General features: G+C 36.2%; 14 protein-coding genes. 9 read left to right on the plus strand and 5 right to left on the minus strand.

Annotation, left to right across the window (positions count from 1 at the left end):
* Positions 1-2 precede the first annotated feature (2 nt).
* The 4 genes from BALOs_RS01495 to BALOs_RS01510 form a co-directional block, all read right to left on the minus strand.
* Complete coding sequence (locus BALOs_RS01495; RefSeq protein WP_133296942.1) at positions 3-524, minus strand: hypothetical protein; 522 nt, start codon at positions 522-524, stop codon at positions 3-5.
* A 28-nt stretch (positions 525-552) separates the two neighbouring features.
* Positions 553-2,193: a hypothetical protein gene (locus tag BALOs_RS01500; RefSeq protein WP_115362162.1), complete on the minus strand. Its 1,641-nt coding sequence runs from the start codon at positions 2,191-2,193 to the stop codon at positions 553-555.
* A 65-nt stretch (positions 2,194-2,258) separates the two neighbouring features.
* Positions 2,259-3,425 (minus strand): hypothetical protein, encoded by a 1,167-nt coding sequence (locus tag BALOs_RS01505; protein WP_115362160.1) that lies wholly within the window; start codon positions 3,423-3,425, stop codon positions 2,259-2,261.
* Positions 3,426-3,564: 139 nt separating this feature from the next.
* Positions 3,565-5,331: a chloride channel protein gene (locus tag BALOs_RS01510; RefSeq protein WP_162929489.1), complete on the minus strand. Its 1,767-nt coding sequence runs from the start codon at positions 5,329-5,331 to the stop codon at positions 3,565-3,567.
* Between the two features lie 206 nt (positions 5,332-5,537).
* Here BALOs_RS01510 and groES point away from each other — a divergent pair, with 206 nt between their 5' ends.
* The 3 genes from groES to BALOs_RS01525 all read left to right on the plus strand — a co-directional run bounded on the left by groES (position 5,538) and on the right by BALOs_RS01525 (position 8,452).
* Positions 5,538-5,825 carry a co-chaperone GroES gene (gene groES, locus BALOs_RS01515; protein ID WP_115362156.1) on the plus strand — a complete coding sequence of 96 codons (288 nt, stop codon included), beginning with the start codon at positions 5,538-5,540 and terminating at the stop codon, positions 5,823-5,825.
* A gap of 28 nt (positions 5,826-5,853) precedes the next feature.
* Positions 5,854-7,497, plus strand: a complete 1,644-nt coding sequence (groL, locus tag BALOs_RS01520; RefSeq protein WP_115362154.1) for a chaperonin GroEL — start codon at positions 5,854-5,856, stop codon at positions 7,495-7,497.
* A 547-nt stretch (positions 7,498-8,044) separates the two neighbouring features.
* Complete coding sequence (locus tag BALOs_RS01525; RefSeq protein WP_120404104.1) at positions 8,045-8,452, plus strand: response regulator; 408 nt, start codon at positions 8,045-8,047, stop codon at positions 8,450-8,452.
* A gap of 24 nt (positions 8,453-8,476) precedes the next feature.
* Here the strand turns inward: BALOs_RS01525 and BALOs_RS01530 are convergent, their stop codons facing one another.
* The gene (locus BALOs_RS01530; protein ID WP_120404105.1) at positions 8,477-8,869 is read right to left on the minus strand and encodes a hypothetical protein; all 393 of its coding nucleotides are present in this window, start codon (positions 8,867-8,869) and stop codon (positions 8,477-8,479) included.
* A 136-nt stretch (positions 8,870-9,005) separates the two neighbouring features.
* On the opposite strand from BALOs_RS01530, the gene lepB reads away from it, so the two are divergent.
* From lepB to BALOs_RS01560, 6 genes are all read left to right on the plus strand, one after another.
* The gene (gene lepB, locus BALOs_RS01535) at positions 9,006-9,770 is read left to right on the plus strand and encodes a signal peptidase I (RefSeq protein WP_120404106.1); all 765 of its coding nucleotides are present in this window, start codon (positions 9,006-9,008) and stop codon (positions 9,768-9,770) included.
* Between the two features lie 708 nt (positions 9,771-10,478).
* Positions 10,479-10,856 (plus strand): hypothetical protein, encoded by a 378-nt coding sequence (locus BALOs_RS01540; protein WP_115362147.1) that lies wholly within the window; start codon positions 10,479-10,481, stop codon positions 10,854-10,856.
* Positions 10,857-10,886: 30 nt separating this feature from the next.
* A complete protein-coding gene (locus tag BALOs_RS01545) occupies positions 10,887-11,282 on the plus strand; it encodes a hypothetical protein (RefSeq protein ID WP_115362146.1) in 396 nt (131 codons plus the stop codon).
* On the plus strand, positions 11,260-11,943 hold the full coding sequence (locus BALOs_RS01550; protein WP_158536879.1) for a bifunctional 2-polyprenyl-6-hydroxyphenol methylase/3-demethylubiquinol 3-O-methyltransferase UbiG: 684 nt from the start codon (positions 11,260-11,262) through the stop codon (positions 11,941-11,943). Before BALOs_RS01545 ends, BALOs_RS01550 begins: the two co-directional genes overlap by 23 nt.
* 56 nt (positions 11,944-11,999) lie before the next feature.
* On the plus strand, positions 12,000-12,689 hold the full coding sequence (locus BALOs_RS01555) for a hypothetical protein (RefSeq protein WP_120404107.1): 690 nt from the start codon (positions 12,000-12,002) through the stop codon (positions 12,687-12,689).
* 123 nt (positions 12,690-12,812) lie between these two features.
* Positions 12,813-14,459: an ABC transporter substrate-binding protein gene (locus BALOs_RS01560; RefSeq protein WP_115362140.1), complete on the plus strand. Its 1,647-nt coding sequence runs from the start codon at positions 12,813-12,815 to the stop codon at positions 14,457-14,459.
* Positions 14,460-14,542: the final 83 nt, after the last annotated feature.

Raw genomic sequence — 14,542 nt, forward strand, 5'->3', positions numbered from 1 at the left:
AATTATTGATTACTCTTGCCACAATTTCCTGATTTTCCAATGATTGTCGTATAGAAAAGGATCATTGCTTCATCGGCAGGAGTGAAACCGCGGCGAGTATTGCCATCTGTATCAAGTAGGCCATACATGTAGCGATTAATAGCAATATAAACAGACTTAGGTACCTTGATGCGCTGAGTACATTTCCCGTTGTAGTATCTAACGTTAACTCCCCAGTATTCACCATTGATTTGTCCACCGTATCCTCCTGTGTAGATATTCACACCACTACCAGCTTGCTGATTCATACCCTCTCCGATATTAAATCCTACTTCAAATCCTCCAAATTTATTTTCAGAAGCAAATAAAGTACAAAGACCTTTTCGGCAAGAGACTTTAATGTCTTCTTCAATCTTTAGTAATATCTCTTCATTTGAAAATTTTTCGAATTCAAATTGGTCTTCACCTCCCCCAAACATGTCATCGACATCATTTGCAAATACTGAAGTAGTCATAATCATTAATACTAGTAATAACTTTCTCATTTCATTCTCCTCTTTTAGTAAGTCTTTTTTAGAAATCAATATCCCCAAAGTCATCATCATCCCATCCATCGTCATCTTGGTCTGATCCAGGAGGTTCACACGTGAAATATGGTCCTTTAAAGTTCTGTATTGTTGTTTGATTGTTATGATTAGATATTTTTTTATATGAAACATTTTCAATAATATATTTATCGTTCTTGTCGATATCTATATTAAACTCTAGTGCAAATAATAAACGATGATCTTTTTTTAGAATACATTGCCCATTTTCACAGTAGTCTGTGAAGTATGGTGGCCATACTGTATTTTTAAAGACTCTACTTATTGAGTTAACAGAGTTTTTAACTCCTACATGGTTTTCACCGGTAAACCTAATTGTGTCGAAAACAGGAAAACTAGGTAAGCTATTATAGCGCTGAATTTCTCCAATTGGATTGATTGAACCAATAGTTTGCCCCTCTCGTGCAATGTTAGGAATTGTATTAGGATTTAAGAGCAGGCGACTTTCAATTTGTCCCTTAAACATCATATAATTATACTCAATATCGCTCATATCGACTTCAAGACGATAGCGTCGGTTTTTTTCAAGAGAGTTTTTGTTAAGAGATATCCCTAAACCACTTATCATTCCGATCCAATCTGCTGGAGCTATACCACCATCAAACCATGACTTTATATACTCTTTCTTTTTTGGGTTTGTGATATCAAAAAGAGCATATTCACTTGCAACTGGTTGGCTGTAATCGCAGGAAGAAGTGCAAACTCCATTCAAACATTTGGATTCTTCACATTGATTGTTGACCAAAATCGGAGCTTTAATTGTTATAAGCTCATCCGATATTTTGTTTATATTTATTTTTCCTACTGTTGTATTTTTTATTTTCCATTGTGTTGGCCACTTCGGAATATCTTCGTAACGAGATTTATTTGTTGGTACTATAGGGTCTGGGTTTTGAGTAAATCTAAATTTTATATCTTCCAAAAACTCAAGTTTTGCAGACCTACCCGTGGCATCTCCTGCGGCATAAAGTTCAAGTGTTCCCATGATATCTTGTAGTGCAAATTTATTCTCATTGTAGAATTCTTTTTCAAGGCATTTTTGAGCTATTTTTGGAGTAATTTTAAATTGAGAATCTGGCTTTGGTTTAAAAAAGCAGAAAAACCCAAAGAAGTTAGCACTGTTTTTATCAATGCGATTTAGTTTACAGCCTGGTTGGCCTTCCTCTGGAAGCTCCAATCCTGTTTTTGATTTATCTTCTACATCAAAACTTACACAGTGATTAATAAGATATCTTCTTCTTTGAAGTCTTTTATTTCGATCTTCTTTTTTTAGTCCATTGATTTTTTCGACATTCTCTATTCTGCACTGATCTTTGGAGCCAAACGTTAGAGTGTCATTTATGCTGAAAGATAAAAACTCATCAGATAATATAAAATTCTCAATACCAATTGCAAACATCATGAACTTTTTTTGGCTTGCAGCTTTTTGACATGAGGATGCTAGAAGAGAAGGCATTTCATCTTGAAAAATACCTTCTTCATCAAAAATCATCGCTTTTTTATCAATTAATGAAAGAGAAACATTAATAGCTTCTGGAGCATTAATATTTACGCATGCATAGCTTCTAAAGCTAATTAAAGTTACTAATATAAGAAGTATTCCTTTCATATTCCCCCCCCCTCACAAATTGATAAAAAAGGGTGAAGCCTAGACTTCACCCAATAAACTATTTCTTATAATCCGCCATTTAGACTTGTAATTGCTGTGTCAGTACAAATATTTGCACCATGCATTTTCCATCTTCTGACTCGATCAATCATGTTAGGAGAATGTCCGCTTTTTTCTTTGAAAACATAACGAACCACACATCCTCTAAGGTCTGCTGGACCTTGTAGATCTGGAAAGTTAACAGTTGAATTATTAGCAAGAGAAGCTGTTGGCCCATCTACGAAAATACTTCCACCATTTTTGTCTTTACAGTATAGAACTGTTTTAACATGTAGATTTGCAAGTGACTGGTAGCTGTGTGCTGACCATACGATTGGTCCATTGTTTAAGTCCCAGTTTAGATCAATTGTAGGAGAACCTGCTAAGTCAGTTGCTGTAACTTTTCTTTCTGCTTTGTAGAATGGAGTTAGAGACTCTTGTTGATTATTATCTGCATACTTAACAATTTCATCAACATTGATGTTAAATGATTCATCTTGATTTTCAGTTAAGTAATCAATTTGAGTCGCTCTAAAACAAATATCAACAAAGTATTTAGAACCATACTTTTCTGAACCTAGATTGAACGAAAGTTCTTTAAGTCTTGCTGCAAATTTGTTTCCTGTAAAATACTCATCTTCTAATTCATTGTAACTATGAGTTCCAGCGATTACCTCTAGGTCTCTATCGATTCCATAAGTTGGGTCGCCATGATCTCTCCATGCTGTATACGTAGCTTTCATTACATCAAGAGTATTGTCGTAATCCCCATCCATATCTCCTGTACATACACAGTCACAGCCTACACCAGTTTGTGGATCACAATTATTCGATGGTGGAGGAGTTTCTTGTAAGCCAATATCTGCCAATAGACCTGGTCCGTTACCTTGTCCTGGGAATGGGCCATTGCCTGGGAATTGACCACCAGTTGCTCCACCTCCTGGGAATGGAAAGCCTCCACCATTTTGACCACTAGTTGGCTGACCAGCTACACCATTGCCATCTGGATTACAAGATTGAAACGTTTCTGGATTGTAGCAAATCTTTCCTCTTTGAGGCTTGTGCTTTAAACCAGCATTACATGGATAAATCGATGCACCTGATGATAGTACATCAAAATCGAATTGTACTCGCGCCGCTTGCGACGAGAATGTTGTTAGAAACATAGCTGATGCTAATAAGAGTTTCTTCATTACCCTCTCCTTTTTAGTTAGGTTGTTAGACAAAAAATATTGATGAAGAAATTTGTAGCAACCCAATTTTTGAAAGTCGATAGGGGTCAAGGTTAGGAAAGGTGAATTTGACTTTAATTAACTGCCTTTTAAGAATTGCTTAACTAGATTGAAGGTTTTCTTTAGAGACTTCTTCCGATTCTTTCGCTTCTGTAATTTGGTAACCAAATTGTTTGACGATATCTTTTGGGGTTAGGATTCCAATGATTCTTTTTTCATCAAGTCTTGAAACGACTGGTAGACGGGAGATATGGAATCTTTTGAGTCTATGAAGTGCAATATATAAACTCTGATCAGGATAAATCTTTATAATTTTCTTTTCGCAACAATGTTCAATTTTCATTTCACCATTGCCCTTAGCGTGTTGAACTCGAAGCTCTGATGTTGACATCATTCCAAGTAGTCTTCCATTTTTTAAAACGGGAAATCCTTGTAGTTTTGGATTGTGCTCTTCAATGTCTTTAAGTGTTTCAGAAACAGATAGACTTGCACCATAGGTAATAATATCTCTAATCATTGCATCTTCAACATGTAGTTGATCAAGAACTTCTAGGTCTTCTTTTGTTGGTAGATGAATTCCATCTTGTGCTGATATTTGTTCATAGATTGATTCGTTCTCTGTTGGTTTTGAAGAGAGCATATAGGCAATGATATTTGCAATCATAAGTGGAAGAATAATATTGTAGTCTCTCGTTAATTCAAAGACGATGAGTATTGAAGTAAATGGTGCTCTAATAACTGTTACAAAAAAAGCTCCCATTCCAACTAATGCATAAGCTCCAGTGTTTGTTGTAATCTCTGGAAAAAAGGCGTTGGCAAGTGAACCAATTAAACTCCCAAGAGTTGCTCCCATTAAAAGTGTTGGCATGAATAGACCACCAGATATTCCAGCTGAATAACAAAGTGATGTGGCAAGAAACTTTAGACAGAACATGACAAAGAGAATTTTCGGGTCAAGAATTAACGATAATAGAGTATCTTCAATCGTTCCGTGGCCACTTCCAATTACGCTAGAGTGAACTTGGGTCATAAGTGCAATGATTAAAAAGACAATCATCATATATGTTAGCTTATGGCTTTTCATATATTTTCGATTAAATTCTCTAAAGGTAAGAACTGACTTCATCCACAGTGGTCCAATAAAGGCACACACAATTCCAATTGTTAAATAGAATAATAACTCACGGTGATCATGCATCTTATAATAAAGTTGCTCAAACATGTGAGTTTGTCCTGTTAATATCTGTCCTGTAACAGAAGCAACAACAGAAGAGATAACAATTGAACCAAGTACTTTTGCGTTTAGATCACCCACAACTTCTTCAAGTGTAAAAACAACAGCGGAAATTGGAGTTGCAAAAGCGGCAGCAATACCACCAGCTGCACCTACGGCAACTAGCGCCTTTATTTTCTTTTTAGAAAGATGAAATGAAAAACCTAAGCGAGATGCAATTCCGGCCGCTATTGTCACAGTCGGTCCTTCTCTTCCAAGTGAAACACCTGAGCCAAGGGCCATTAATGTTGTAATTGTTTTTGCGAAAGTGTCTCGAAGGCTAATTTTACCATGATCAACAACTAGTGCCGCTCGAACTTTTGGAATTCCTGAGCCCTCAGTGAATGGAAACTTTCTTGTGGTTAACCAGCCAGATATAAATAGGGCCACTCCTCCAAGAAGAACGGATTCCCATGTAAAAGTTGAATCAGTTTTTAGTATATGTTGGAGCCAGTGGACTCCTTTTTGAAGGCCTACGGCCACGAAAGCTGATAAAACGCCTGTAATTAGCGTAAGGACAAAAAATGTTCTCTCTTCTGCAGTTTCATCCTGCAGGAATTTGCCTAAAAGTTTTTGGTTAAACTTTAGCTTCATACAGTATTTATCGGTCTCAATCCTTATTTTTATAGGATAACTTGTTAATTTCTCGCAATATCTCATATTCTTAAGATTCCGTGAAGGAAATTGTGCTTGGTGCCATCAAAAAAAGTTGATACATAACCTTGACATGTATCCGTTTGCTACCAAGTTATGTATAAAGATTATGAATTAAACAAAAAATGTATTTAACTGGAGGAATTATGCAAGTTAAACCATTACAAGATAGAGTTCTTATTAAAAGAGTTGAAGACGAAACGAAGACAGCTGGTGGGATTATTATTCCTGATAACCACTCAGAGAAGCCTGCTCAGGGAGAAGTTATTGCTGTTGGTCCAGGTTACCGTTTAGATAATGGATCTGTAGCAGAACTTGCTGTAAAAGAAGGAGATAAGGTTCTTTTTGGAAAGTATTCAGGAAGCGAAGTTAAACTTGAAGGTCAAGAGTACCTTATTATGAAAGAATCAGATATCTTAGGAATTTTAGTTTAATCGAATCGATTACATATAGGAGATAATTATGGCAAAAGAATTAAAGTATTCAGAAGAAGCAAGAGGACTAATCCTAGACGGTGTTAACCAACTTGCTAATGCAGTAAGAGTTACTCTAGGGCCAAAAGGTAGAAACGTAGTAATCCAAAAATCATTTGGAGCTCCACACATCACAAAAGATGGTGTTTCTGTTGCAAAAGAAATTGAATTAGAAAATAACTTCCAAAATATGGGCGCTCAAATGGTTAAAGAGGTTGCTCAAAAAACAAATGAAGATGCAGGTGATGGAACAACAACTGCAACAGTTCTAGCTCAAGCAATTTACACAGAAGGTGCAAAACTTGTAACTGCTGGTCACAACCCAATGGATCTTAAAAGAGGGATTGATACAGCTGTTGAAAAAGTCGTTTCAGAACTTAGAAATGTTTCTAAAGAGATCAAAACAAATGAAGAGATCGAACAAGTAGGAACAATCTCTGCAAATAACGATAAAGAAATCGGAACACTTCTTGCGCAAGCTATGGATAGAGTTGGAAAAGATGGTGTTATCACAATTGAAGAATCAAAGACTGCTGAAACAACTTTAGATGTTGTAGAAGGTATGCAATTTGATCGTGGTTACCTTTCTCCGTACTTCGTAACTAATTCTGAAAAGATGGAAGTTTCATTTGATAATGCAAACATCCTTATTACTGATAAGAAAATTGCAAATATGAAAGAGCTTCTTCCAATCCTTGAAAAAGCTGTTCAAACTTCTAAGCCACTTTTAATCATCGCTGAAGATGTTGAAGGTGAAGCAATTACAACTCTAGTTGTTAACAAGCTAAGAGGAACATTAAACGTTGCAGCTGTTAAAGCTCCAGGTTTTGGTGATAGAAGAAAAGAGATGCTTAAAGATATTGCTGCCCTAACTGGTGGTACAGTTATCTCTGAAGAGCTTGGAATGAGCCTTGAGACAGCTGACCTTGCACACCTTGGTTCAGCTAAGAAGATCTCAATTGATAAAGAAAATACAACTATCGTAGACGGTGCTGGTGAAGCATCTGCAGTTGAAGCTCGTGTTTCTCAAATTAAGGGACAAATTGCTGAGACAACTTCTGACTATGATAGAGAAAAACTACAAGAAAGACTTGCAAAGCTTTCTGGTGGTGTAGCTGTTGTTAACGTTGGTGCTCCAACTGAAACAGAAATGAAAGAAAAGAAAGACCGTGTTGAAGATGCACTAAATGCAACAAGAGCTGCTGTTGAAGAAGGTATTGTTGTTGGTGGTGGATCTGCTCTTGTTAAAGCTGCAAACGTTCTTGCAGGTCTTAAGACAGATAGAGAAGAAGAAATGCATGGGATTAAGATCGTTCAAAGAGCTGTTGAAGCTCCTCTTAGACAAATCGCTACAAATGCAGGTCTTGAAGGTTCAGTAGTTGTAAACGAAGTTAAAAAGAACGAAGATGCAAAATATGGATTCAACGCTCGTGAAGAAAGATATGAAGATCTAATCGCAGCAGGTATCATTGATCCTGTTAAGGTTACTCGTTCAGCTCTTCAAAATGCTGCTTCAGTTGCAGGTCTTATGCTTACAACTGAAACAATGATCGCTGATCTTCCAAAAGAAGATAATGGTCCAGCAATGCCACCAATGGGTGGTGGAATGGGCGGAATGCCAGGGATGATGTAGCCTTTTGAGCAAAGCTCAAAAGTCTCATCATCTGGCATTGCCAGGTAAGCGCCCCGCAAAATTGGCCGCCCAAAGGCGGGCTATTGTTTGCGGCGCTAGCTCCCCAGTCTTTAGCTAAAAAACTATTTCAACAAGCCGGGTTCAAGCCCGGCTTTGTTGCCACTGGAGCAATGGGAAAGCAATCGCAAAGCAAAACGATATTTTCACGAAGTGAAAATGAGTGACCAAGTTTTTTCAAATGACCGAAACACGCGAGCTACGCTCTTTGTTTCTTGAGTCACATCCATCTTTGCTTCAAAACTGCCCGTTGGGGCACTTTTGCCGCAAGATGTTCACGAAGTGAAAGTTAGCAAAAACCTCTCTTAAATAGCCGAACATCGGAGAATCGAACCCACGCCCACCCCCAGAGGCGTAAAATGTTTTTACACTTAATTTTCAATCTCAATCATTTCAACGTATTACACTCTTTAATTAAACTAAATAAAGTTATTTTTTAGAATTCCGATATAATTTTTATTACGTTCTATTCTTTTTGGGGGAATCAAAAATGGACTATTCAAATATTAAGGCCTTAGTGGTTGATGATCTAGATTATATTAGAAGTTCACTCTTAAGCCTGCTTGGTGATATGGGAATTACTAATATCCAAGAAGCAGAAGATGGAGAAATTGCCTTAGAAAAGATTCTTAATGAATATGAAAGCGGAGCCCCTTTTCAGGTGATTCTGTGTGATGTTCATATGCCAAATTGTGATGGAATTTCACTGTTGGAAAGAATCCGCTCAGATAAGAGGGTCGCGAATGTTCCTGTGCTTATGGTTAGTTCTGAGTCGGATGTGTCGATAATTAAAAAGCTTATTTTGATGGGGGCAGATAGCTACTTATTAAAGCCTTTCACATCGGATAATTTAGAAAAGAAAATTCACAGTGTTTTAAAAGTAGATCATGTGGCTTAAGAGATAAGCCACATGAAATTTATCTTATTCTTGACGACGTAATTCGTATTGAATTTCTCTGAAGTTTGAATTGATACAACTCTGGTATGAGAAGCTAACACCATCTCCAAAATTCATACAGTGGCTTAAGAATAGACCAAGGCTTCTTTCTACTTTATTGAAGTTGTTATTTACACAGCTTTCAAATGAGAAGCTTAAATCATCTCCAAAATTATTACAGTAAGAAAAGAACTCTCTTGGTAGATCAAATGTTAAACGACGAAAGTTTGAATTAATACAATTCGTGAAACTTAAGCTTACTGTGCTTCCATAGTTAGAACAGTGTGATGGAAAAAATGATTCTTCTTCGGCATTACTTGCACTAACAGAAACAAATGCTAATAGTGAAAAAATTGAAACTAATAGATATTTCTTCATAAATCCTCCCTAATTATTTATAAATACAATTTTATGATTAAAGAAAATCATTCGGCAACTTAAGTTTTCTAACGCGTGAAGCCTTACAATGAAGACTTTGGGGGTTATAATACTTAGCATTATCAAGTGAGGAATTATGTTTAATAAAGAGAGTAAAGTAGAGGTTGAAAAACCTGCATTCTTATCTGCGAAATGGTTTAAGGATGAAGCGTGGTCATGGATCAAAATCATCTTAATTGTTTTTGGTTTTAGATCGACATTTGTTGATCACTATCATATCCCAACAGGCTCTCTACTTCCTACAAATGCAATTGGTGATTCAATTGTAGTAAATAAAATGTCCTATGGATTTAAGCTTCCTTTCACTGAATTTTTTAACCCTATTTATCTCGGTGGTCAGTCTCTTCCAGAAAGAGGAGATATTATTGTATTTGAATATCCAATAAACCCAGCGATTCTTTTTGTAAAAAGAACAATTGCTCTTCCAGGTGATACTGTTGAAGTCTATGAAAATAAACTTTTCATAAATGGGAAAGAAGTTGAGAAAGAAGTTATAAGTGGTGAGAAGGAGAAAGAACTTCGAAGCCTTTATGACAAAGAGCCAACTCTTAATCCTGAAGATATCAAATTCTACTATCAAAAAATTGGTGATAAGAAATTTACAATTGGTGAGAACCCAACATTTTTTAGACACCTTAATCAAGATAAGGTGACTGTTCCTGATGGCCATGTATTTGTGATGGGTGACAATAGAGATTACTCAAGTGATTCCAGAGTTTGGGGATTTGTTCCTATCAAGAATATTAGAGGGAAGGCGTTCATGGTTTGGATGTCTCTTGTCTACCCTTGGTCAGATAAACCATTTCATTTTAGGCCAGAACGAATCGGTACATCTCTTTAAGAAAACCTGACAATAAATTTTCTATGGTGCCAGAAAGGAAACTACTCAAGTACTAGTTTCCTTTTGGTCCTACCGTAAGTCCTTGTTTTTGTAGGACCGCTTAATCTTCTTTGGCGCGGCCTGTGGGGCGTTTTGCTCATTTTGAATGTCAACTTTTTGTAAGTTATTGAATCTACTATTAGTTAATTTTGGCACACTTCCTGCTTATATATAAGTAACCAAGGGGCATCGGGACCCTTCCAGAATTAGGACGATTTTGGATTAATTGCAATAGGACGTTGCAGTGGTTACTGAGAGTTACACTTATGAATTTAAGGTATCTTTCGGAAAAAAACGGGCCTAGAGGTTAGGGCGACAGAATTGTAAAAAGCACGAAGCTTGAAACTTATCCACCTCTAGGCCCTTTTAAAACATTGATAAAACTTGGTGTCCACGGAAGGACACAGAAGAAACATGGAAGTTATAAAGCTTTGGAGATACATCCCTCTCTCCCTATGATTTAATCCAAAGCTTAAGAAGCCGAGAGCAATGTGTGTGGTATTTATTTAATCTTGCTCTCGGCTTTTCTATTATTTACCGGCAACTTTTTCCCCTTAGTATTTCAACATAAACATCCACTCCAATAGAACCGATGTGTTCATTGTGAGAAAGTCTAACTATGTAATCTATTTGCAATTTGAAAAGAAGCTCGGCGAGGAGTTCCTCTATATGTCGAGAGTATTTTCTGAATTTGGAATAAAGCTTGTTCCAATGAAGTTAGGTGACTTTAAGTCTATCAGAATGCGTGAGCATCAATTTATTATTGCTTCTGTTCGCGATATTCGATCATTCGTAAATTACAATAAGTTATTAAAGAGATATCTGAATTATATGCTCAGACAAGGAAGTGTAACTCTATTTGAATTTAGTTCATTTTCTATTGTTCATGATGATTCAATCTTAAAAACAAAGCGCGTTTTTCAAGAAAGACTGCCTGTTAGTATGTTTCGTATGGCCGATCTTATTGGCCAAAACATGTTTAGTAAGCTTGTTACCAATTCAAGCCGCTGGCCAGGTGGCCGTAGGGCGAAGCTTCCAGAATATTAATCGGGAAGCCTTAGAAAAAAGTGGGAGAGAATGAGAGTTTCAAAAGATACTAGCCGTTTATTGATTATATTGAGGCAAGATGCAGCTAGGCTTGCGGATCGAATTATTACTCGTGAAAAAGAATACCTCCATATACTTTCAATGAAGCGAACGCGTGAACACTTTAATGCTGTTTTTCGTTCAAATTTTAAAACAATAACCGTTCAACAATTAATGCTCTTATCTGAAGAGCTCATTATAAATCTAGAAGACTTCTATAATACTATCGACGATATGCATTGGTATTTAGTTCATACGGAAGATATGCCTGCTACTATTGAAGATAGAGTCCATGCTATGGTAAGAGATGTAAAAAACAAGTATGATCAATTAAATTTATATCTCAATGCTGAGCTGGAGACTCATGAAGAAAGCGATGTTGCTTAAATTCATTCTGATAAATATTTTTCTCGTTCAAATCGTTAGCGCCAGAGGAGTTATTTCTGGAAGTCGCTTTGAAATATTAACGGGGCAAAAAGCAAAAGAAAAAATCTCTAATGTATGGGATAAGAAATTTGCTAATCATGACTATATTTATGGAAAATCTCCGGCACAATTTCTTGCTAAGAATTATCAATTTATCCCTCGCGGCTCAACCGTTCTTGATATTGGAATGGGTGAAGGAAGAAATGCGGTTTTTCTTGCTACAAAAGGATATAAAGTTACAGGTGTTGATATTAGTTCTGTAGCAATTGAAAAGTCATTAAAGCTTGCAAGACAAGCAGGTGTCCGAATTAAAACAATTCACAAGTCAGTTGATCATTTAAAAATTGCCGATAATTCATTAGATGCAATTATTTGCTTTTATTTTGTAGACAGAGAAATTTCTGAAAAACTAAAGAAATGGTTAAAGCCTGGTGGCGTAATCATTTACGAAGGTTATACTGTCGCCCATAAGAAGAAGTTTAATGACGATAGCATTGACTCTTATTTTTTAAAGTCTGCTGAGTTACTTAATATGTTTAATGACTTTAAAATCTTGAAGTTTGAGGAGCCTGTGCATGGTTCTGAGTTAACTCAATCAATTATTGCCCGAAAACCAATGTAGAAGGGCATCTCTTTCCCTTATCTTTTAATAAGTTACATCTGTGGCAAAATAAAAGTGTGAAGTACTTCATTCTAATCTCTATATTCCTTAGCAATCAAGTTGGTCTTTCCAGTACTTTGGAATTCAATAAAGAGCTTGGGTATTTCTCCGGTAGAGTTTCACATGTTGAAGAAGCGGCGAGGCTTGTTCGATTCAAGCTTGATTTTGATAATATTAAGTATGTAAACAAGTTGGACGAAATCGATCTTTGGGGACTTCACCAAGAAGATAAGAAGTGTCGTGCAATAGTGATGGGTAGAACAAGTGATTACCTCTTAGTTAGGGTTCCAAAATTTGACTCTTGTAATCGACACTCAACATTTGTGACAGGCCGCTACTATAATTTTTACTCACAAGATCTTGTAAATAATATTGCGATGGGTAAAGAATTAATTGAGATTTTGGCCAAGAAAAGATTGGCACTTAAGTCAAAAATTAAACGCAATAAAAAAAGTCTAACGACGTATGCGCAGAGAGTCGAAACTGTTAATACAAGGTATGCTGTTCTTCGTGAAAAGCTTGAAAAAGAATGGCGCGACGAGCTGCGTCGCCTCGAAGAAGACCATCAACAGCTTGTTCGAAATACTGAGGGAATTCAAACACGTTTAAATGAAGTGGACTTTAAGCTTCAGCAATATCGCGTTGAGTCTAAGAATTTGAAAGAAGACCGTTGGTCCTTGGATCCAAGAAATTACATCATAAAATAATCATCTAAATATTTAATATTTTTTGCCTCTAGACAGACAAGAGCACGCATCTTAATGTGGCCTCTAGTCAATTGGTGTAAAATCTTATATCGTGACTCGCTAAACATAAAAAGGGATAAGTTTATGAAAAAAGGAATCTTTTTAGCTCTATTAAGTACACTTTTAATTTCAGTTGTAAGCTGTAATAAAGGTGGACCAAAAAAGGCTAATAACACTTTCTATTACAATCTTAGTGGTACACCTACTACTTTAAATCCATTATCTTCAACTGATGCTTACTCATCAAATGTACATTCTTATGTTTTAGAAGGACTTCTAAATAAGAATATTGACACAAATGAGTGGGAGCCTGGGCTTGCTGAGTCTTGGAAAATTGAAAATGACGGTTTTGATTTCGTTTTCACAATTAGAGAAGGCGTTAAGTGGCATGATGGAAAACCATTAACAGTAGAAGATGTTAAGTTTTCTTTTGATGCAATTATGCACCCTGAAAATAAATACAAAACAGCTCACATGAAGTCATACTTCGCTAACTTCAAAGAAGCTGTCATTGAAGGTCCAAGAACAATCCGTTTTAAGGCCAAGAAAAAGTACTTTGGTAACTTAATGTCTGTTGCAAGTGGTGGATACCTTGCCATCGTTCCAAAGCATATTTATGAGAACCCAACAGAAGAGCAAGAAAAAGAGCTAAATAAGACTCTTATTGGTACAGGTCCTTATATCTTTCAAGAGCTTAAAAGAGGGAAAGGTATTTCTCTAGTTAAGAATAAAGATTGGTGGGGTTATAAAACAGATCTTTATAAAGATGATTACTCATATGACGAAATCTTCATGAGATTTATTAAAGAGTCTTCAGTTGCTATTCAAAGACTTGAAAAAGGTGACCTAGACTTCAATGCTCTTTCTCCAGAGGAATATGAGCAGAAAACGAATGGCCCAAAATGGGGTAAAGACGTTTTAAAAGTAAAAGTAGAAAATAAAGCTGTTAAAGGTTACGGTTTTGTTGGTTGGAACTTTAAGCATCCAATCTTTAAGTCAAAGCAAGTTCGTAAAGCAATGAACTACTTAATGAATCGTAAAGAGATGAATAAGAAGTTCCGTTTTGGATACTCTGCACTTGCGACAGGTCCACTTTACCTTCAGTCTGAATATGCAAACAAAGATGTTAAGCCAATTCCTTTTAATGTTGGTGAGGCAATTAAGATTCTTAAAGCTGACGGTTGGGCCGATACTGATCAAGACGCTATTCTAGATAAGGTAATTGATGGAAAGAAGACAAAGCTTTCTTTTACAATCTTAAATCCTTCAAAAACTTTTTCTAAATACCTAACGATGTATCAGCAAGATGCTAAACAAGCTGGTGTTGATATTGAAGTTAAGTATATTGAGTGGAACTCATTTATCAAAGCTCTTGATGAAAGAAACTTTGATGCTGTAACACTTGCTTGGTCAGGTGGTTCACTAGATTGGGATCCAAAACAAATTTGGCACTCAGACTCAGCAGCAAATAATGGATCTAACTTCATTTCTTATTCAAATAAAGAAGTTGATAAGTTAATTGATCAAGCACAGCTTACTCTTGATAAAGAAAAGAGAAAGAAGATGCTTAAGAAAGTTTATAAGTTAATTGCAGAAGATTATCCATATATCTTCCTTTTTAACGATCGCTTTGCTTTCTATGGAAACACTAAGCGTATGCAAAAAGAAAAAGACACTTACACTTACGGAATTGGTTACGGAAGTAAGTGGTCAATTAAGCAACCTAAGTAGAAGTTAAGTAGGTAGGAGTAGAAGTTGTTTAACTATATCGTACGAAGATTAATGATTATGGTCCCGACGTTGATCGGGGTCAG

This window comes from Halobacteriovorax sp. BALOs_7 (assembly GCF_003612895.1).
GTDB classification, from domain to species: Bacteria; Bdellovibrionota; Bacteriovoracia; order Bacteriovoracales; family Bacteriovoracaceae; genus Halobacteriovorax_A; species Halobacteriovorax_A vibrionivorans.

Excerpts from the sequence above, each read along its gene's own strand:
- groES (WP_115362156.1), top strand. The coding sequence starts at position 5,538 with ATGCAAGTTAAACCATTACAAGATAGAGTTCTTATTAAAAGAGTTGAA.
- BALOs_RS01525 (WP_120404104.1), top strand. The coding sequence starts at position 8,045 with ATGGACTATTCAAATATTAAGGCCTTAGTGGTTGATGATCTAGATTAT.
- BALOs_RS01550 (WP_158536879.1), top strand. The coding sequence starts at position 11,260 with ATGAAGAAAGCGATGTTGCTTAAATTCATTCTGATAAATATTTTTCTC.
- BALOs_RS01510 (WP_162929489.1), bottom strand. The coding sequence starts at position 5,331 with ATGAAGCTAAAGTTTAACCAAAAACTTTTAGGCAAATTCCTGCAGGAT.
- lepB (WP_120404106.1), top strand. The coding sequence starts at position 9,006 with ATGTTTAATAAAGAGAGTAAAGTAGAGGTTGAAAAACCTGCATTCTTA.
- BALOs_RS01505 (WP_115362160.1), bottom strand. The coding sequence starts at position 3,425 with ATGAAGAAACTCTTATTAGCATCAGCTATGTTTCTAACAACATTCTCG.
- BALOs_RS01540 (WP_115362147.1), top strand. The coding sequence starts at position 10,479 with ATGTCGAGAGTATTTTCTGAATTTGGAATAAAGCTTGTTCCAATGAAG.
- BALOs_RS01495 (WP_133296942.1), bottom strand. The coding sequence starts at position 524 with ATGAGAAAGTTATTACTAGTATTAATGATTATGACTACTTCAGTATTT.
- BALOs_RS01500 (WP_115362162.1), bottom strand. The coding sequence starts at position 2,193 with ATGAAAGGAATACTTCTTATATTAGTAACTTTAATTAGCTTTAGAAGC.
- BALOs_RS01530 (WP_120404105.1), bottom strand. The coding sequence starts at position 8,869 with ATGAAGAAATATCTATTAGTTTCAATTTTTTCACTATTAGCATTTGTT.
- groL (WP_115362154.1), top strand. The coding sequence starts at position 5,854 with ATGGCAAAAGAATTAAAGTATTCAGAAGAAGCAAGAGGACTAATCCTA.
- BALOs_RS01545 (WP_115362146.1), top strand. The coding sequence starts at position 10,887 with ATGAGAGTTTCAAAAGATACTAGCCGTTTATTGATTATATTGAGGCAA.
- BALOs_RS01560 (WP_115362140.1), top strand. The coding sequence starts at position 12,813 with ATGAAAAAAGGAATCTTTTTAGCTCTATTAAGTACACTTTTAATTTCA.